This is a genomic window from Streptomyces argenteolus (assembly GCF_042902585.1).
GTDB classification, from domain to species: Bacteria; Actinomycetota; Actinomycetes; order Streptomycetales; family Streptomycetaceae; genus Streptomyces; species Streptomyces argenteolus.
Genome location: NZ_JBIBEG010000003.1, coordinates 310,998 through 325,182, shown reverse-complemented (window position 1 = coordinate 325,182; position 14,185 = coordinate 310,998). Strand labels below are relative to the sequence as shown.

Sequence of the window (14,185 nt, the reverse complement as noted above, 5' to 3'; positions counted from 1 at the left end):
TCTCCAGTGGTAGTCGTCGGCAAGGGCCCACAGAAGACTCAGGGAACGTGATGAACGCTTCCGGGCGTTGCCGAGCGCCTGGGCAACCGTCTCCCGTGACTCCCAGTCGCCTCCCTCGGTGCAGGCCAGCACCTCCGTGTCCGCTTAACGGTCGATCCAGCCGACCAGGGTGTCCGCGGACAGGGTACGGATCAGGTAGTTGTCCGATGCGGCGAGAATCTTGACCGCCGGCAGCAGCCGACGCGGCGGTAGATCCAGCTCGGCTGCGACACTGCACGCCACGGCGCGCCACCGGTCCTCATGGGAAGCCAGTGACCGCAGGGTCCGCAGCATGGCTTCGGGCCGGTCCCGCAGGGCCAGAAGCAGGTTCTCGACGATGCCCGGCGAGTTGACGAGACGGCTCCTGGACAGTTCGGCGACGAGGGCGGCCACCTCGTCCGCCTCGGGCCGGTCCGGAAGTTGCTGGCGGAGGTACTGCGCGACGACATGTTCCAGGATCATCTCGAAGCGGAATGCCAGAGTTCCGTTCTTCTCCGTCAGCACGCCCTCGACGAGCAGGCGCCTGCACGCGGGGAGATCGGCCGGATGAAGGGCGCTCACCGGTACGGAAGGCCGCTGGCGCTCCAGGACGAGTTCGGAAACCCGGTAGAGGAAGGCCATGACCTCGATGCTGTCCGACCCGTCAGGGAAGCGCTCGGAGAAGAACCGGTCGATCAAGGCACCTCGGCTGGTGGTGCGTTCGAGAGCAGGGGTGGTGCCGCGATACATCTCGGCGATCAACCGAAGGAAGATCGGTTCCCGGATGAGCGGGCGGAGCCGGTGGGGCAGCTCGCCGCCCAGCGCAAAACCCTTCTTGTACGCCCGCCAGGCGTCCCTCATCTCGTCCTGGCGGAAAGCTGCCACGGGCGTGCCCGGCATGCTGCTGTTCATGAGGATCTCGTCCCGGTACACCGCGCGTCCGAAGTGACCCAGCATGTGCCGGGCGTTGCGGACCCAGAAGAGCCAGTCCCCGGCACGGCAGCTGACGACGATGCGGATCGGCCACTCGTTCGTACGGATGTCGCGTGCCAGGTCGTTCAGCTCTCGGCGCAGGGAATCCCGGTCTGCTGCCCGCTCGTTGAGAGCGTCGATGACGACGAAGAGCGTGCTGCGCCGGTCAGCCGCCTGGCGAGCGATCTCCTGGATCGTTCCCGGGCGGGCGACAGGGAGTTCCAGGTCGTGGGCCAACGCATCGGTGAGCGGGCCGTCGAGTTGGGAGCCGTGATAGAAGAGCACCGGAGAAACTGCCGCCAGTTCCGTCGCGAGCATGCACAGAAAGCTTGTCTTGCCTCGGCCGGCCTCGCCGACCGCCGAGAAGACAACGTCACCGGAGAGAAGGAATCGGGACCAGGCCTCCCGCATCGCGGGTCTGTCGACGTAGAGAGCGGGCAGATGCTGGTGGTCGAGTACGTCGCCGCCCGCGCTCGTAGTACCGATGAGGAGTTCCATCTCGCGTCGGCACTGACGCCGGGCCAGGGCCACGAGACCTGTGGACCGCGTCGGGAAGTCACCTGCGGGCACAACGACGCCAGTGGAGTGTGTGCCGCCCGGGTCGACATCGAGGCCGAGTGCCCGGGCCGGGGTGCTCTCTCCCCGGGCCAGCCCCTCGAACCGGCGATTTCGGGCGATGGCCAACTGGTCGACCGTACCGGTCCCGCGGTTCATGGGCCGTGGAAGGTTGCGCTTGACCATGGTGCGCAACAACTCCCGATAGACGGTCCCGAAGGTGAGGAATTCGTGACCGTGCGGGAGGCCGTTGCGTAAGAGGCGGAGCAGTTCTCCTGTGAAAGCGGTGAAGGAGGCGCCTTCGGGCGCGAGGGCCACCGCGTTGGCCGCGGTGGACGTCAGGGTGTAGGTGCCTTCGATGGAGACCTGGCCGGCAAAGCTCTCCTCCGGGGTAGTCATTCCGGGAATGGCCCGGCCGCTGAAGCAGCAGTCCAGCACGACGACCCGGTTGGCGGCCGGGCTCTCCTCGACGATTTCCCTGATCAGGGTGTACGGCAGAGCGCTGACCACGAGCTCGTCGGGGTCCGTGTCCGCCAGGCTCAGGTAGAGCTCGTTCTGAGGGCCGGTCAGACCATGCCCGGCGTAGTAGAGGAACAGCGTGTCGTCCGCGGTGGAAGCGAGGCCGCGTAGGGAGCGGTACACCCCTCGCACCGTGTGCGGATCGGGCAGGACGATGCATCGGTCGGCGGTGAATCCTCCGATCTCCGGATCGGTGAGGACCGCGGCCAGAGCGCTGAGGTTGTTCCTGACGGCCGGGAGCCCTGGCAGTGCCGGGACGTTGTAGTCGGCGGTGCCGATCAGGACCGCTACCGACGTATGCGGATCCGGTAACCGCACGGAGACGACCGGCCGCTAACTACGGGGAGCGCTGTCGGCGGTGCCTGTCTCGCCGGGCAACGGTACGGCCGGAGTGCTCTGCAGCAAGCGTACGGCGAGCGCGGCGTTGTCCGCGGTGAGGACGACGGTTCCACCCTCCGGGAGGGTGATGGTGAGTGTCGTGTCCCTGGGCCCCCCGGCGCGCGAGCGCGCCAGCCAGGACGACAGGGCCGGCCCCAACTGGCCGGCGATCGTACCGACGGTGCCACCGACCACAGCCTCGATCACCAGCTCCACCATGGAACCCATCGAGCCTGGAGCCGGGGGCGTGGTGTGGCGACGCACCCGGCCCCGGAGGCCCGGTTCCTGTCTGAGCCAGTCCCACAGGGAGCGGTTGTCGTCGTCACTGCCATCGACAGTGATGGTGAATGTGGTCATGAAAGCTCCCCCGCAGGTCTGCCGGTGAGGGCAGCTGCACACATAGCATGCCTCGGTCCCGCGTTCTTCTCCGAGCCGCAGGAGTATGGCGCCGACAAGTGGACGATGCAGGAACGCACAGCAGAAGGCGTGCCATACGGTACTCGTCCGTTCCCGCGCTGTCTGCCTTTCGGAGGATATATAGGCAGGCCGGGAAGATCATCCGATGATGACCCGTTTACTCCCCCTGAGGGAGGTTCGGTGATACGGGGCCGAGGGGGCAAGTGGATGCCGCCCTATGTCCTGGCGTCCAGGAGAGGAGTCGCCTCGATTGCGGCCCTCGGTGGCATCGGTGAAGGCGCGGGCGGTGTGGGCGTCGATCGTGATGCCGCTGCCTCGTGCGGGGGGCCGGGCCGGGGCGAGGCGGATGGGGAGCCCGCGAGCGTCTCCGGGGCGGCGGTGTTGCGGCTGGCGGGGTGACCTTCGGACGTCGTGGGCAGTTCGTTCGGCGTGGACCGGCAAGGGGGGTGGTCGGCTGCGCCGTGTTCGCCGGGGGCAGCCGCGCTCCGCCCCCGGGGAGTGTCGCGGGCAGCCGCTCGGCCCGCAGCCCGGCGTAGTGCGAGAGCGCGGCGGCGAACCCCTGAGTCGGCACGCCCTCGGCAATTACCGCGCGCCAGTCGTCCTGAGCCGCACCGATCTCTCCGTGTCGCAGAGCGGACTCGGCAGGTCGGGACGGCCCCGCTCCTTCAGTCGCGGTCGGCCACCTGTTTCTTGGACCACGCAGTGGCGTCCGCTCCGTACCGAGCCAAGAGGTGTGCGAACTGGATCCGCTCTTCAGGTGACCAGGTGGCGGTGATCTCCTCGAACGCTTTGCGCTGTTCGGCGGCGAAGCGGTTGCGTTCGGCCTCGCCGTGTTCGGTGAGTTCGAGCACGGTGCGGCGTCCGTCGGACTGGGACGCCGCCCGGCGTAGCAGACCGTCCGCGATGCAGGCGGCCACGGTCCGGCTTGCCACGGGCTGGGCGACACCCATCTCGGCAGCAAGGCCCCCGACGGTCGTCTCGCCGGGCGCATCGGCGATCACATTGAGTACGAGGTTGCGGGACAGGTCCTTGCTCGAGGCCGGTGCGCGGCGGCGCAACCGCGACAGCGCCGGGCCGATCTGGTCCAGCGCCAGGTCGTCGGAACGCTGTTCGGAGAAGGACGCGCTACTCATGTGACCGAGTCTAGGCCCGGTCCGCACATTTGCATACCGCTAGGTAATTGCATAGCGTTAGGTATGTAAATCATGGACGAGCGAGGAAACGAGGCCGACCGCTATGGCGCTCACCGCGATCACAGGCGCGCAGATCTTCGACGGGGAGAAGATCACAGGCGTGCACACCGTGGTCATCGACGGCGGGCGGATCGCCCGTGTCGGTGGCGACGCTCCTCAGGACAGCGAGATCGTCGACGGCAGCGGCGCCACGCTGCTGCCGGGGCTCATCGACGCCCATGTTCACTCCGCCCCGGGCTCCCTCGCGCTCGCCCTGAGGTTCGGCGTGACCACCGAACTGGAGATGCAGGGGATGAACACCCGGGAGAACCGGGGAGCCATCGCGGGCGACGACTCCCTGGCTGACGTGCGCTCCTCGGGATTCGCCATCACGCCGCCCGGTGGCCACCCGAGTGAGCTGATGCCGGAAGGCTTCCGGCCGAAGTGGGATCTCCCCCCGGTGATGCCCCTGATGCCGTTCTCCAGCACCCCCGCGGAAGCGGCCGCATTCGTACCCCAGCTCCTTGCCCGCGGCTCGGACTTCATCAAGTTCATGATCGACGACGGCAGCGTGGAGGGGCATCCCGGGCTGCCCTCGCTCGACCAGGCCACCGTGAACGCCGGCGTCGCCGAAGCCAAGAAGTACGGCGCCCTCACCGTGGCCCACGCGCTGACCGCGGAGGCCACCAGGATGGCCGCCGAAGCCGGCATCGACGGCGTCACCCACGTGTTCATGGACCAGCCGCACACCGCCGAGATCATCGGCATCGTCAAGGACGCAGGCATGTTCGTCATTCCCTGCATCACCCTCAATGCGTCGATGATGGGGATCACCGGCAGCGAGCTCGCCGACGACCCCCGTGTCGCCGCACGCCTGGACAGCGAGTGGGACAGGACCCTGCGCTCCAGCTACAACCGCTACCCGCAGGGCAAGCTCGACGAGGTGTACGCCACCGTGCACGCCCTGGACGCTGCCGGCGTCGACGTGCTGGCGGGTACCGACGCCTCCATGGCCGAGACGTTCTTCGGGGGCCTGGCACACGGAGCGAGCCTGCACCACGAACTGCAATACCTGGTCGCCGCCGGCCTCACTCCCGAACGGGCCCTGCGTGCAGCCACCGCCACCACAGCCCGCCGTTTCCGTCTCAGCGACCGGGGCCGCATCGCCGAGGGGCTGCGCGCCGACCTCCTGCTGGTCGACGGAGACCCCACCCGCAACGTCAGCGACACCCTCAACACCCGCGCCGTCTGGCGACGCGGCACCCGCCTGGCGGCATGACCGCAGCACGTGCCCGAGCCATCGGAACGGATCAGGGCGCAGCGCGCAGAACCGGACGAACTCGAGAGGTGCCTGGTCAAAGAGTCGGTGGAGGTCCGGGTGGGAGCGGTCTGCCGCTCCACACGAGTCCGCCGACTCACCCCCCCCCCGGTCTCGACGCCGCCCCGCAGCGCGTCCTTGGTCATGATGCCGACGAGCAGAGCTGGGCGCGGCGTCGGGCAGGGGTTTCCCGGCGGACGTCGGCGAGCAGGCCGACGAGTGACGGGACGCGTTCCGGCCACGATCCGGCCGCAGGACCTGCCTCACCTGTGCCTCCGCCGATGAGGCGATCCACCGCGGTGGACCGCGCGCCTCTGCGTCCAGCACCACCGGCACTGCTGGCCATCGCCCAGGGCCCTCGTCCATGAGCAATGATCATGGACGAGGGCCGGTCGGAGCGGCAGGATGGGGCCGTGCCGAAGAACCCGCCCGAGTCGATGCAGCACCATCTGCGTCGGCGGCTCGACGCCCACACTGCCGAGCACTGGCCGCAACTCATCCGGGTCCACGTACGATTCCGAGCTGGATTCGCCTACGTAGAAGGTGAGTTGAAGGACGGCGAGCGGCTGCCGCTGTGCCGCCTGCACTTCACCGGCGACCCGCACACCTGGGGCTTCGCCCTCTACGAGGGCAGCAGCGGCAGCTACCGGGAGAACATCCTCCCCAGCGGCCTGCCCGCAGGCTCGGCGGAAGAGGCACTGGACTGCGCGGTCGACCGCTACCTCAATCCGCACCCGCCGAGCGGCTCCGGGCCGACCCCCGTGCCCGCGGGGCTCGTGCTCCTCGTCGGCCCACCGGCTTCCGGAAAGACCAGCTTCGTGCGTGCGCTGATCGCGCACGGCCAGATCGACGAGGACGCCGTGGTCTCCAGCGACGAGATCCGCGCGGAACTCTTCGGCACCTCACCCACCACCGACGCGGACCCCGACGCGGCGGACGGTCGAATCTTCGAGGAACGCGACCGCAGGATCGTCGCCCGGCTCGCCGCCGGACACACAACGGTCGCCGAGTCCACGAACGTCACCCCCCAGGCGCGTGCCCGGCTCATCGCCCTCGCCCGGCGCTTCAACGCCCCGGTGACCATGCTGCGATTCACGCCGGACCTCGGCGTTCTCCTCCACCAGCAAGCAGCCCGAGGCCGCGCTGACATCACCGCAGCAGACGTCCGCGCCTACGCCGCGCTCATGGCCCGCCACGCAGGGGCCGACCAACTGCGCGCCGAGGGCGCGGACGCCGTCCACGACGTCCCCGGACGCCCCCAAGGGGCCACGCCCGCCGAGGCGGCAGCCCACTTCTCGTTCATCTGACACCCGACGTATCCGGACTTGCCCACTCGCGGGCCCTCGAATCTCTGCGGAGGGCGGGGTGACGATGTCCCTCTCCGCCCTGGTGGAGGACTTCGCCGGCTGCTCGCTCCCCGACGACCGCTGTCCGGTACCGGCCCGGGCATCTGGCTGTCCATTCCGCATAGGGCCAGGTACGTGAGCTTCTCCGTCTCCGGCGGTGAGTGACCGGGCTACTTGTCGCCGTGATCCACCCCCACCTCATGCCCTCGTCCACCGGTGAGCGCCGGTTCGGCGACCGGCCGCACGACCGGCCTGGGCGTCGGATCGCTCACGGCCTACGGAATCCTGCTGCACGCTTCGCAATCACGTGGGGCAGTGCCCGTACCAGTGCGGCCGCGGCCAGCCCCACAGAGGCGCCCGCGATGACATCGGAGGGATAGTGAGCGCCGTCGTGGACACGCTCAACCGCCACCAAGAGCGTCGGCACGGCGCAGGCGGCGCCCGCCCACGGCCAGATCGGGGTCACGGCCCCGGTGAACGCGACGGCCGCAGCAGTGTGCCCGGAGGGGAAGGAGGAGCTTTCAGGCCGCTCCTCCACCTCATCGTGAGGAAACCATTCTTTCGGGGGCCGGCGGCGCTCGACGAGCCGCTTGGCGACCCCGTTGGCAAGCGCTTGCCCCACTACCATGCCGGCGATACCCGCTGCCGCGGCCCGGCGGCCCCGCCCTCCACCCTGCGACGCCATCAGGACTGCGGCCGCCCACCACAGCTTCGTGTGCTCGGCAGCGTCCTCCACCGACGGCAGCACACTGCGCGCCCACACCGAATCCCAGGTGGCCACGCGCTGGGTCAGCCGATTCTCGCCCGCACGCAGGGAAGTCAGAATGTCCATGCTGGCCAGCTTCCCTCTCAGCACCGGTTCAGGCGGTGATCACTTCTTTTGATGGCAGCTTCGCTCCCCTCACCTACCTGTACCTCTGCGTGCTGCGTGCGGCAGGACGTGGTGCCACCTCCCGTTGCGGTGATCCCGGCGCTGCCGCAGGGGTGGGCGGGGACAGCCGAGGGGAGAGTTCCTGGGCGGTCAACCGGTCCAGTTCAGTGCGCGACCGGTACTGAGGGCGTGCCGTCAGGACGCCCGGCCGGTGGCGCATTCCGAATCGCTCGTCATGATGGGAAGTGGTGATCGAAACCGCCGATGCACATGTCAGGTGCATGTAATTCGCGGAGAAGCGTCGAGTGAGGTCAACGGTGCGGCTGGTGACACGACTGCGGTGGTGCAGGCACACGACGTGGACCGCCTCGCGGACCGGGTGGCACCGAAAAAGGTGGCTCGACGCAAGGCGGGCGCCGCGCAGCGCCGGCTGAACAATTGGAAGGAGCGTGTGATGGGCTCTGCGGACGACCCTCAGGGCGCACCCATGTCGAAGGCGCAGGACGTGGCCCATAGCACCGGTGATCTCGCTGGTCAGGCCCAGGACGCCGTGCGGAACACGGCGGATCAGGTCGGCCGGTCGGTGAAGGAAGCTCCGGACCGGATGACCAAGCAGACCCAGGCGAGCCCTCCTGCTGCCGGGGTCATCGCGTTCGGCGCCGGCATGCTCGCCGCAGCTCTGCTCCCGGCTACGGAGGCCGAGGAACGGATCGGGTCCCAGCTCCGTGAGCATTCCGGCGAACTGCTCCAGCCCGTCAAGGAGACAGCGCAGGAGGTCGCACAGGACCTCAAAACAAGGGATACGCCAGCCCTCTACGGACGCCGTGGAATCCGTCAAGAGCACGGCGCAGGACGCCACCGAAGCTGCCAAAGGGCAGGCTCGGGCTTCGGCATCCGAGGCGGCGACGGGACTACGCGATGTGGGCAGGGACGCCGCCCATGAGGCCCGCGACCAGGCAGAACAGGGACAGGGTTGACCCTGGTCAACCAGGTGGGGCCGGCACCCTCGCTCCAGGGCGGAGATTCGGGTGCGGCGGGCCCCGGCAGTACTTCCTCGGACAGGTAGAGGTACACAGTCATGCATCAGTCCGGTAAGCCTCCCGACTCGCCGACGCAGGTCAGCAAGACGTCGTGGGCGAACGTGCTGAAACGTACGCTCAAGGAGTTCAAGCAGGACGAGCTCGCTGACCGGGCGGCGGGTCTGACGTATTACGGCATCCTGGCTCTGTTCCCCGCCCTGCTGGTGCTGGTCGCCCTGCTCGGTATCGCCGGCGACTCCGCCACCAGAACAGTGCTGGAGAACATCCAGAAACTGGCGCCGGGCTCGGCACGCGACGTGATCACCAACGCGGTCACGCAGTTGCAGGCCAGCGGGGGGACCAGCACGGTGCTGGCCATCGTCGGCCTGCTCGGCGCCCTGTGGTCGGCCTCGGGATACATCGCCGCGTTCATCCGTGCGTCCAACGTCGTCTACGACGTACCGGAGGGGCGTCCCGTCTGGAAGATCCTCCCCGTCCGCGTCGGGCTCACGCTCCTCCTGATGGTCCTGGCCTGCGTCAGCGCGCTGATCGTCGTGCTCTCAGGAGGCCTGGCACGTCAGATCGGCACGGCGCTGGGCGTGGGGGACACCGCCATGACTGTCTGGTCCATCGCCAAATGGCCCGTACTCGTGGTGCTCGTGGCCATCATGCTGGCCCTCCTCTACTGGGCCGCACCGAACGCGAAAGGCCGCAGGTTCAAGTTCATCTCACTCGGCAGTCTGCTGGCCTTGCTGATCTGGATGATCGCCTCGGCCGGCTTCGCGATCTACGTGGCGAACTTCGGCTCCTACAACAAGACATACGGAGCCCTGGCCGGGATCATCATCTTCCTCGTCTGGTTGTGGATCACGAACCTGGCGGCTCTTCTGGGCCTTGAGTTCGACGCGGAGATGGCACGCGAACGAGCCATCATCAGCGGTCACCCGAGCGACAAGGAGCCCTACGTGGAGCCACGCGACACCCACACATGGACCGATGAAGACCGCCGCTCCGCAAGGCCCACCGACCGCGACGCAGAACCTGACACACGGGGAGAACGACCGCACGACGACTGAAGGGGGCACCCCGAGAGCGGTGTGCTCCGCAGGCAAGGACGCCCATCCTGCCAGGCCGGCTCTCACCGAGGTGTGTGCCGTGAGCGGCCCGGGCCTTCAGGCCGCCTCCGGCCCCGGCGTCAGCGTGCGGAGCAGTTGGCGAATCTGGATGAGCAGGCCACCGCTGACGGCGGTTGCCGAAACCTCCTTCTGGTTGGGAACCTCGCCCAGCACCTGCTCGTAGCGCCTCCAGACCGCGCCCACCTGCTCCTGCCGGGCTGCGCCGTCCGTGTGATGCTGCGCCAGCATCTCGGCCTGTTCTGCGCAGAGGCGCGCAACGGCGCGGGTCAGGGCCGCGTAGTCGCACCTGAACGTGTCGGTCGGTGAGGAGAGAGCGTGCGACCGGGCGGCGACGTCGGCCAGGGTGTGGGACAAGGCGGTTATGTGGTGCACGACGGCCTCCCACTTTCGGTCCGTCTGCGGCGGAATACGGGCAGTGCGGTCACCGCGGCGCATGCGGCGGCCCGGGTTGAGGCGCGAGCTCTCGGCGGCCCGGTTGCGCGCCCGGGCAACGGCCTGGACGCCCCGGTGAAGTCTGCGAGCCTGGTCCTCCCACACCTCCGCCCTGGCCGCCCCCCACGAGTGCTCGAGGCCGTCGCCCATCGCTTGCAGAAGGTTGCCGCACTCAACCGCCAGGGCATGAAGATTCGCGCGTACGCCGTCGATGCGCACAGGCGGGAGGACGAACGCGTTGACGGACAGCCCGATCACTGCGCCGATCAGCGTCTCCAGCAGACGATGACCGACCTGCCATGGTTGGTAGGCGCCGTAGGCGATCACGAACAGGGCGGTGGTCGCCCCGTAGATGCCGTGCGCGCCAAGCCTTCGGTACCCCGCTATGAGCATGAGCCAAGGCAACGAGATGGCCATAGCCGGCAGCGTGCTCCCGTTCGTGACGTACATGGCCAGCGAAGCCCAGATCGCGCCGACCGAGATGACGCCCAGTTGCCGTACACCAGCACGTAACGACCGGTAGACCGTCGAATCCACGAGAACGAGCGCTGTCCAGGGAGCCATCAGGGCCATGGGGCTCTCGATCCAGAACGCTGCCAGCGCCCAGGCGAGCATGGCGGCACCGGCCGCCTTCAAAGCCTGAACCGCAGTGGCACGCTCCGGCCCGGAGTAGCGCAGAGCCAGGCGTGCACTTCTTCCCACGGCTGCGAATTCGTACCGCGACTGCCGCCGGGCGGCCCTGGTTGCTTGCATCCGGCGCTCCTCCACATTCTCGGTGTCCTCGCCCCCATACGACCTCGTTACCCCGCACATGATCTTCATGTCTGCGGTGCCGCGGTGACAGCACCGTGCTGGTGGCGTGGGGTGCGTACCGAGGGCGCAGGCCGGTGAGTTGGGCGGCTCGTGCGGACAGCTGGGATCGACCTGGCCGACCGCGTCCGGGGCGGCGGGTCGACGCGGTGCGCAGGGGCGGCACGATCTCGGCGTCCGGTGTGTACGGCGGTACGGCGACCCGCTGCCGACGCCGACCGTGTTCGACAAGGTTGTGTATGCCTCGAAGCCGGTTCTGCCCGTGCGGACCGCCGGACCCCGACGCGACGCGCGGCCGGCGGCACCACCTCCCGGCCGTGCTGCTGCCCGCCTCGCTCCCTGAGAGGCATTCCGTTCACCGCGCAGCGCACCGTCTGGCCGCTGGGGGCCTTCTACGGTCATGACGACACCACGGCCGTCGTGGAGACGCTGCCAGCTGAGATCAAGGTGGCCCGGCCCGGTGAACTCGCCGACCACAGGAGGGCGTTCGCCGGCATCGAGGGAATGGCCGCCTACGGCCGCACGGCCCGCCCTCATCCCTGCCGCGATCGAGACTCCGGGCTGAATCTCGCGCAATCAAGGGCAATCATGTCGAGGACCAATCCGCTCCCTCCGCGGCGTCGAATGACACCGACACCCCCCGACAACGGAGGCAGCGCCCCATGAGCGCACCCACCCCGGCCGGCCCCCAGCCGGAAGGCCGCGGCATGCAGCAGCCCGACTTCGGGCGGCCTTCCCCGACCCTGCTGGAACGCGCCGACCGCGGCTACGCCCGCTTCCTCGCCGTCCAGGGCTCGAACGTCCACACCGGCGACCACGGCGAAGCCGACGAGACGGCGGGCACCCGATGAGCGACACCCCCATCGTGCTCCACGATCCCCACGGGCTCATCGAGGCCGGCCTGCCCCCGGACCGCGCGCCGTACGAAGCTCTCGTGACGGCCGTCCTCGCGTGGAAGGACCCAGACCTCGCCGCCAGCGACTACCAGCAGATCGCCCTCCAACTCACCGGGCACGCCCGCGCCGTGGCGGCCGACGTCCGACACCACGCCGCCGCCCTGCCCAAGAGCGACGGCCGCGGCGCCCTCGCCGAAGTGGTCCTCCGTGAAGCCGACGGCCACCTCTCCACCCCCCTGGAGGGGACGGCCCGCTGCGCCCAGAACCGCGCCCGCCTCGTACGGGCCCTCTACACCCGGCTGGATCGCCTCACCGAATCCGTCTCCCGGCCCCCCGTGGGCGGCCGGAAGACCGACCCATGATCTCGGGGCCGCTGGCGGCCCGCTCACCTGGTGAGTTGATCGGACACGTCCGTCCGACCAGAGCGCGATGCGAGGGGGGACCGGATCAGGGTCGAGCCCCTGGCGCCCGCTGGAGCCGACTGCCCGAGCAGTGCTCCGGCGCGCCATGAGCTGGGTGCCCGCACCTCCCGCCGGGTCGACCGGGAAGCCTCGCGCCCCCGAGAGGGCTACTGAGCTCGACCAGGACGCTCCTTTGCCTGCGTCCCTGAGCGCCGCAGCGCGATGGCCGGGAGCGCGGCCGCCTTTCCTCTCCGATCGCTTATGTATCGGGCGTCCTTGGGGCCAATCCGCTCCGGCCTCGGTTTCCGCGCGTGCTGGTCAGCCTTCGACCTCGGTCTTGTCACCGCCCCAGAGGGTGTGGAAGGTGCCGTCGCGGCCGACGCGGTGGTAGGTGTGGGCTCCGAAGTAGTCGCGCTGGCCCTGGGTGAGGGCGGCCGGGAGGCGTTCGGCGCGCAGGGAGTCGTAGTAGGCGAGGGTCGCGGCGAAGGCCGGGGTGGGGACGCCCTGGGTGACGGCGGTGGCGATCACCGCGCGCCAGTCGTCCTGCGCGGCGGCGATCTCGTCGGCGAAGCTCTTGTCGGAGAGAAGGCTGGCCAGCTGGGGCTGTGCCTCGTAGGCGCTGGTGATCCTGTCGAGGAACGCAGCCCGGATGATGCATCCGCCGCGCCAGATCGAGGCGACCTTGCCGAGATCGATGTTCCAGTCGTACTCCTCGCTTCCGGCTGCAATCTCGTGGAAGCCCTGGGTGTAGGCGACGATCTTCGAGGCGTACAGCGCCTGCTCGACCTGGTCGGCGAAGGCCGCCGCCTCGTCCTTGCCGAGCTTGTGGGCGGTGGGTCCCGCGAGGTGGCGCGAGGCGTCACGGAGCGCGGCGTGGCCGGAGACGGAGCGCGCGAAGACGGCCTCGGCGATGCCGGACACGGGAACGCCCAGGTCGAGAGCGATCTGCACGGTCCAGCGGCCGGTGCCCTTCTGTTCCGCTTGGTCGAGCACCACGTCCACGAAGGGCTTTCCGGTCGCCGCGTCGACGTGCGAGAGGACCTCCGCGGTGATCTCGATGAGGTAGGAGTCCAGACGCCCGGTGTTCCACGTGCGGAAGATGTCAGCGATCTGCGCGGGCGTGTATCCGGCCACCTCGCGGAGCAGCTGGTACGCCTCGCCGATCAGCTGCATATCCGCATATTCGATACCGTTATGTACCATTTTTACGAAGTGGCCTGCCCCGTCGGGGCCGATGTGGGTGACGCAGGGGCCGCCGTCCTTGGCCTTCGCGGAGATCTTCTCCAGCATCGGGCCCAGGGAGGCGTAGGACTCCTCGCTGCCCCCTGGCATGATGCTGGGCCCGTTGAGAGCGCCCTCTTCGCCGCCGGAGACGCCGGTGCCGACGAAGTGGATGCCGTGCTCGCGCAGTTCCTTCTCGCGGCGGCGGGTGTCGGCGAAGTGGGCGTTGCCTCCGTCGATGATCATGTCGCCGGACTCCAGGAGCGGGGCGAATTCCGCGATCACCGCGTCCGTCGGATCGCCGGCCTTGACCATGACCACGAGGCGCCGGGGGCGCTCCAGTGCCGCGACGAAGTCCTCGGCGGACTCGGTGGCGACGAAGTCCCCCTCGTCACCGAACTCCTCGAGGAGGGCGCGGGTCTTCGCCGTGGTGCGGTTGTGGAGAGCCACGGTGTACCCGTTGCGGGCGAAGTTACGGGCCAGGTTGCGGCCCATGACGGCGAGTCCGGTGACACCGATATGGGCTGTGCTACTCATGATGACCCTGCCTTCTGTTGTGTCGCGTCCGGCGCATCGGGCGGACCTGCATGCTGATACGGGAGTCGACCCTACGACGCTCAGCCGATTGCGGCCTTTGAGGCCGCCTTGGTGTCGGGGAGTTTTCCCGGGTGCCCCATCCGGCTCTCGGCGAAGCCTTGAGGGGA

At 69.0% G+C, this 14,185-nt stretch carries 12 protein-coding genes and 2 pseudogenes; 7 read left to right on the top strand and 7 right to left on the bottom strand.

Going from position 1 to position 14,185, the window contains the following annotated elements:
• Positions 1-144 precede the first annotated feature (144 nt).
• The 4 genes and pseudogenes from ACFY8O_RS14005 to ACFY8O_RS13990 all read right to left on the bottom strand — a co-directional run bounded on the left by ACFY8O_RS14005 (position 145) and on the right by ACFY8O_RS13990 (position 3,992).
• Entirely contained in the window at positions 145-2,382 is a 2,238-nt protein-coding gene (locus tag ACFY8O_RS14005; RefSeq protein WP_387901706.1) for a caspase, EACC1-associated type, read from the bottom strand.
• A 15-nt stretch (positions 2,383-2,397) separates the two neighbouring features.
• Positions 2,398-2,799 (bottom strand): effector-associated constant component EACC1, encoded by a 402-nt coding sequence (locus ACFY8O_RS14000; RefSeq protein ID WP_387901703.1) that lies wholly within the window; start codon positions 2,797-2,799, stop codon positions 2,398-2,400.
• A 508-nt stretch (positions 2,800-3,307) separates the two neighbouring features.
• Positions 3,308-3,478, bottom strand: a pseudogene (locus ACFY8O_RS13995) (NADP-dependent phosphogluconate dehydrogenase); the annotation flags it as partial.
• Positions 3,479-3,524: 46 nt separating this feature from the next.
• Positions 3,525-3,992, bottom strand: coding sequence for a MarR family winged helix-turn-helix transcriptional regulator (locus ACFY8O_RS13990; protein ID WP_387901701.1), 468 nt, complete (start codon positions 3,990-3,992; stop codon positions 3,525-3,527).
• A 103-nt stretch (positions 3,993-4,095) separates the two neighbouring features.
• Between ACFY8O_RS13990 and ACFY8O_RS13985 the strand changes: the two genes are divergently transcribed.
• Both ACFY8O_RS13985 and ACFY8O_RS13980 read left to right on the top strand, forming a co-directional pair.
• Positions 4,096-5,310, top strand: a complete 1,215-nt coding sequence (locus ACFY8O_RS13985) for an amidohydrolase family protein (protein ID WP_387901698.1) — start codon at positions 4,096-4,098, stop codon at positions 5,308-5,310.
• Positions 5,311-5,762: 452 nt separating this feature from the next.
• Complete coding sequence (locus ACFY8O_RS13980; protein ID WP_387901695.1) at positions 5,763-6,656, top strand: AAA family ATPase; 894 nt, start codon at positions 5,763-5,765, stop codon at positions 6,654-6,656.
• A 307-nt stretch (positions 6,657-6,963) separates the two neighbouring features.
• Here ACFY8O_RS13980 and ACFY8O_RS13975 read toward each other — a convergent pair whose 3' ends face one another.
• Positions 6,964-7,527 (bottom strand): phosphatase PAP2 family protein, encoded by a 564-nt coding sequence (locus ACFY8O_RS13975; protein ID WP_387901693.1) that lies wholly within the window; start codon positions 7,525-7,527, stop codon positions 6,964-6,966.
• A 250-nt stretch (positions 7,528-7,777) separates the two neighbouring features.
• Here ACFY8O_RS13975 and ACFY8O_RS13970 point away from each other — a divergent pair, with 250 nt between their 5' ends.
• A complete protein-coding gene (locus ACFY8O_RS13970) occupies positions 7,778-8,509 on the top strand; it encodes a hypothetical protein (RefSeq protein WP_387901690.1) in 732 nt (243 codons plus the stop codon).
• Positions 8,510-8,644: 135 nt separating this feature from the next.
• The gene (locus tag ACFY8O_RS13965; RefSeq protein WP_387901688.1) at positions 8,645-9,661 is read left to right on the top strand and encodes a YihY/virulence factor BrkB family protein; all 1,017 of its coding nucleotides are present in this window, start codon (positions 8,645-8,647) and stop codon (positions 9,659-9,661) included.
• Between the two features lie 96 nt (positions 9,662-9,757).
• Here ACFY8O_RS13965 and ACFY8O_RS13960 read toward each other — a convergent pair whose 3' ends face one another.
• Positions 9,758-10,906 (bottom strand): FUSC family protein, encoded by a 1,149-nt coding sequence (locus ACFY8O_RS13960; RefSeq protein ID WP_387901685.1) that lies wholly within the window; start codon positions 10,904-10,906, stop codon positions 9,758-9,760.
• A 310-nt stretch (positions 10,907-11,216) separates the two neighbouring features.
• Here ACFY8O_RS13960 and ACFY8O_RS13955 point away from each other — a divergent pair.
• The 3 genes and pseudogenes from ACFY8O_RS13955 to ACFY8O_RS13945 form a co-directional block, all read left to right on the top strand.
• A pseudogene (locus ACFY8O_RS13955) lies at positions 11,217-11,528 on the top strand (transcriptional regulator); the annotation flags it as partial.
• A 97-nt stretch (positions 11,529-11,625) separates the two neighbouring features.
• Positions 11,626-11,814 carry a hypothetical protein gene (locus ACFY8O_RS13950; protein ID WP_145805351.1) on the top strand — a complete coding sequence of 63 codons (189 nt, stop codon included), beginning with the start codon at positions 11,626-11,628 and terminating at the stop codon, positions 11,812-11,814.
• Positions 11,811-12,221 (top strand): restriction endonuclease, encoded by a 411-nt coding sequence (locus tag ACFY8O_RS13945; RefSeq protein ID WP_387901682.1) that lies wholly within the window; start codon positions 11,811-11,813, stop codon positions 12,219-12,221. Before ACFY8O_RS13950 ends, ACFY8O_RS13945 begins: the two co-directional genes overlap by 4 nt.
• A 357-nt stretch (positions 12,222-12,578) precedes the next feature.
• Here the strand turns inward: ACFY8O_RS13945 and gndA are convergent, their stop codons facing one another.
• Positions 12,579-14,018 carry an NADP-dependent phosphogluconate dehydrogenase gene (gene gndA, locus ACFY8O_RS13940; RefSeq protein ID WP_387901680.1) on the bottom strand — a complete coding sequence of 480 codons (1,440 nt, stop codon included), beginning with the start codon at positions 14,016-14,018 and terminating at the stop codon, positions 12,579-12,581.
• Positions 14,019-14,185 lie beyond the last annotated feature (167 nt).

What these genes read in the sequence shown, in the direction of transcription:
- ACFY8O_RS14000 (WP_387901703.1), bottom strand. Translation starts at nt 2,799, where the DNA reads ATGACCACATTCACCATCACTGTCGATGGCAGTGACGACGACAACCGC.
- ACFY8O_RS13990 (WP_387901701.1), bottom strand. Translation starts at nt 3,992, where the DNA reads ATGAGTAGCGCGTCCTTCTCCGAACAGCGTTCCGACGACCTGGCGCTG.
- ACFY8O_RS13985 (WP_387901698.1), top strand. Translation starts at nt 4,096, where the DNA reads ATGGCGCTCACCGCGATCACAGGCGCGCAGATCTTCGACGGGGAGAAG.
- ACFY8O_RS13975 (WP_387901693.1), bottom strand. Translation starts at nt 7,527, where the DNA reads ATGGACATTCTGACTTCCCTGCGTGCGGGCGAGAATCGGCTGACCCAG.
- ACFY8O_RS13965 (WP_387901688.1), top strand. Translation starts at nt 8,645, where the DNA reads ATGCATCAGTCCGGTAAGCCTCCCGACTCGCCGACGCAGGTCAGCAAG.
- ACFY8O_RS13960 (WP_387901685.1), bottom strand. Translation starts at nt 10,906, where the DNA reads ATGCAAGCAACCAGGGCCGCCCGGCGGCAGTCGCGGTACGAATTCGCA.
- ACFY8O_RS13950 (WP_145805351.1), top strand. Translation starts at nt 11,626, where the DNA reads ATGAGCGCACCCACCCCGGCCGGCCCCCAGCCGGAAGGCCGCGGCATG.
- ACFY8O_RS13945 (WP_387901682.1), top strand. Translation starts at nt 11,811, where the DNA reads ATGAGCGACACCCCCATCGTGCTCCACGATCCCCACGGGCTCATCGAG.
- gndA (WP_387901680.1), bottom strand. Translation starts at nt 14,018, where the DNA reads ATGAGTAGCACAGCCCATATCGGTGTCACCGGACTCGCCGTCATGGGC.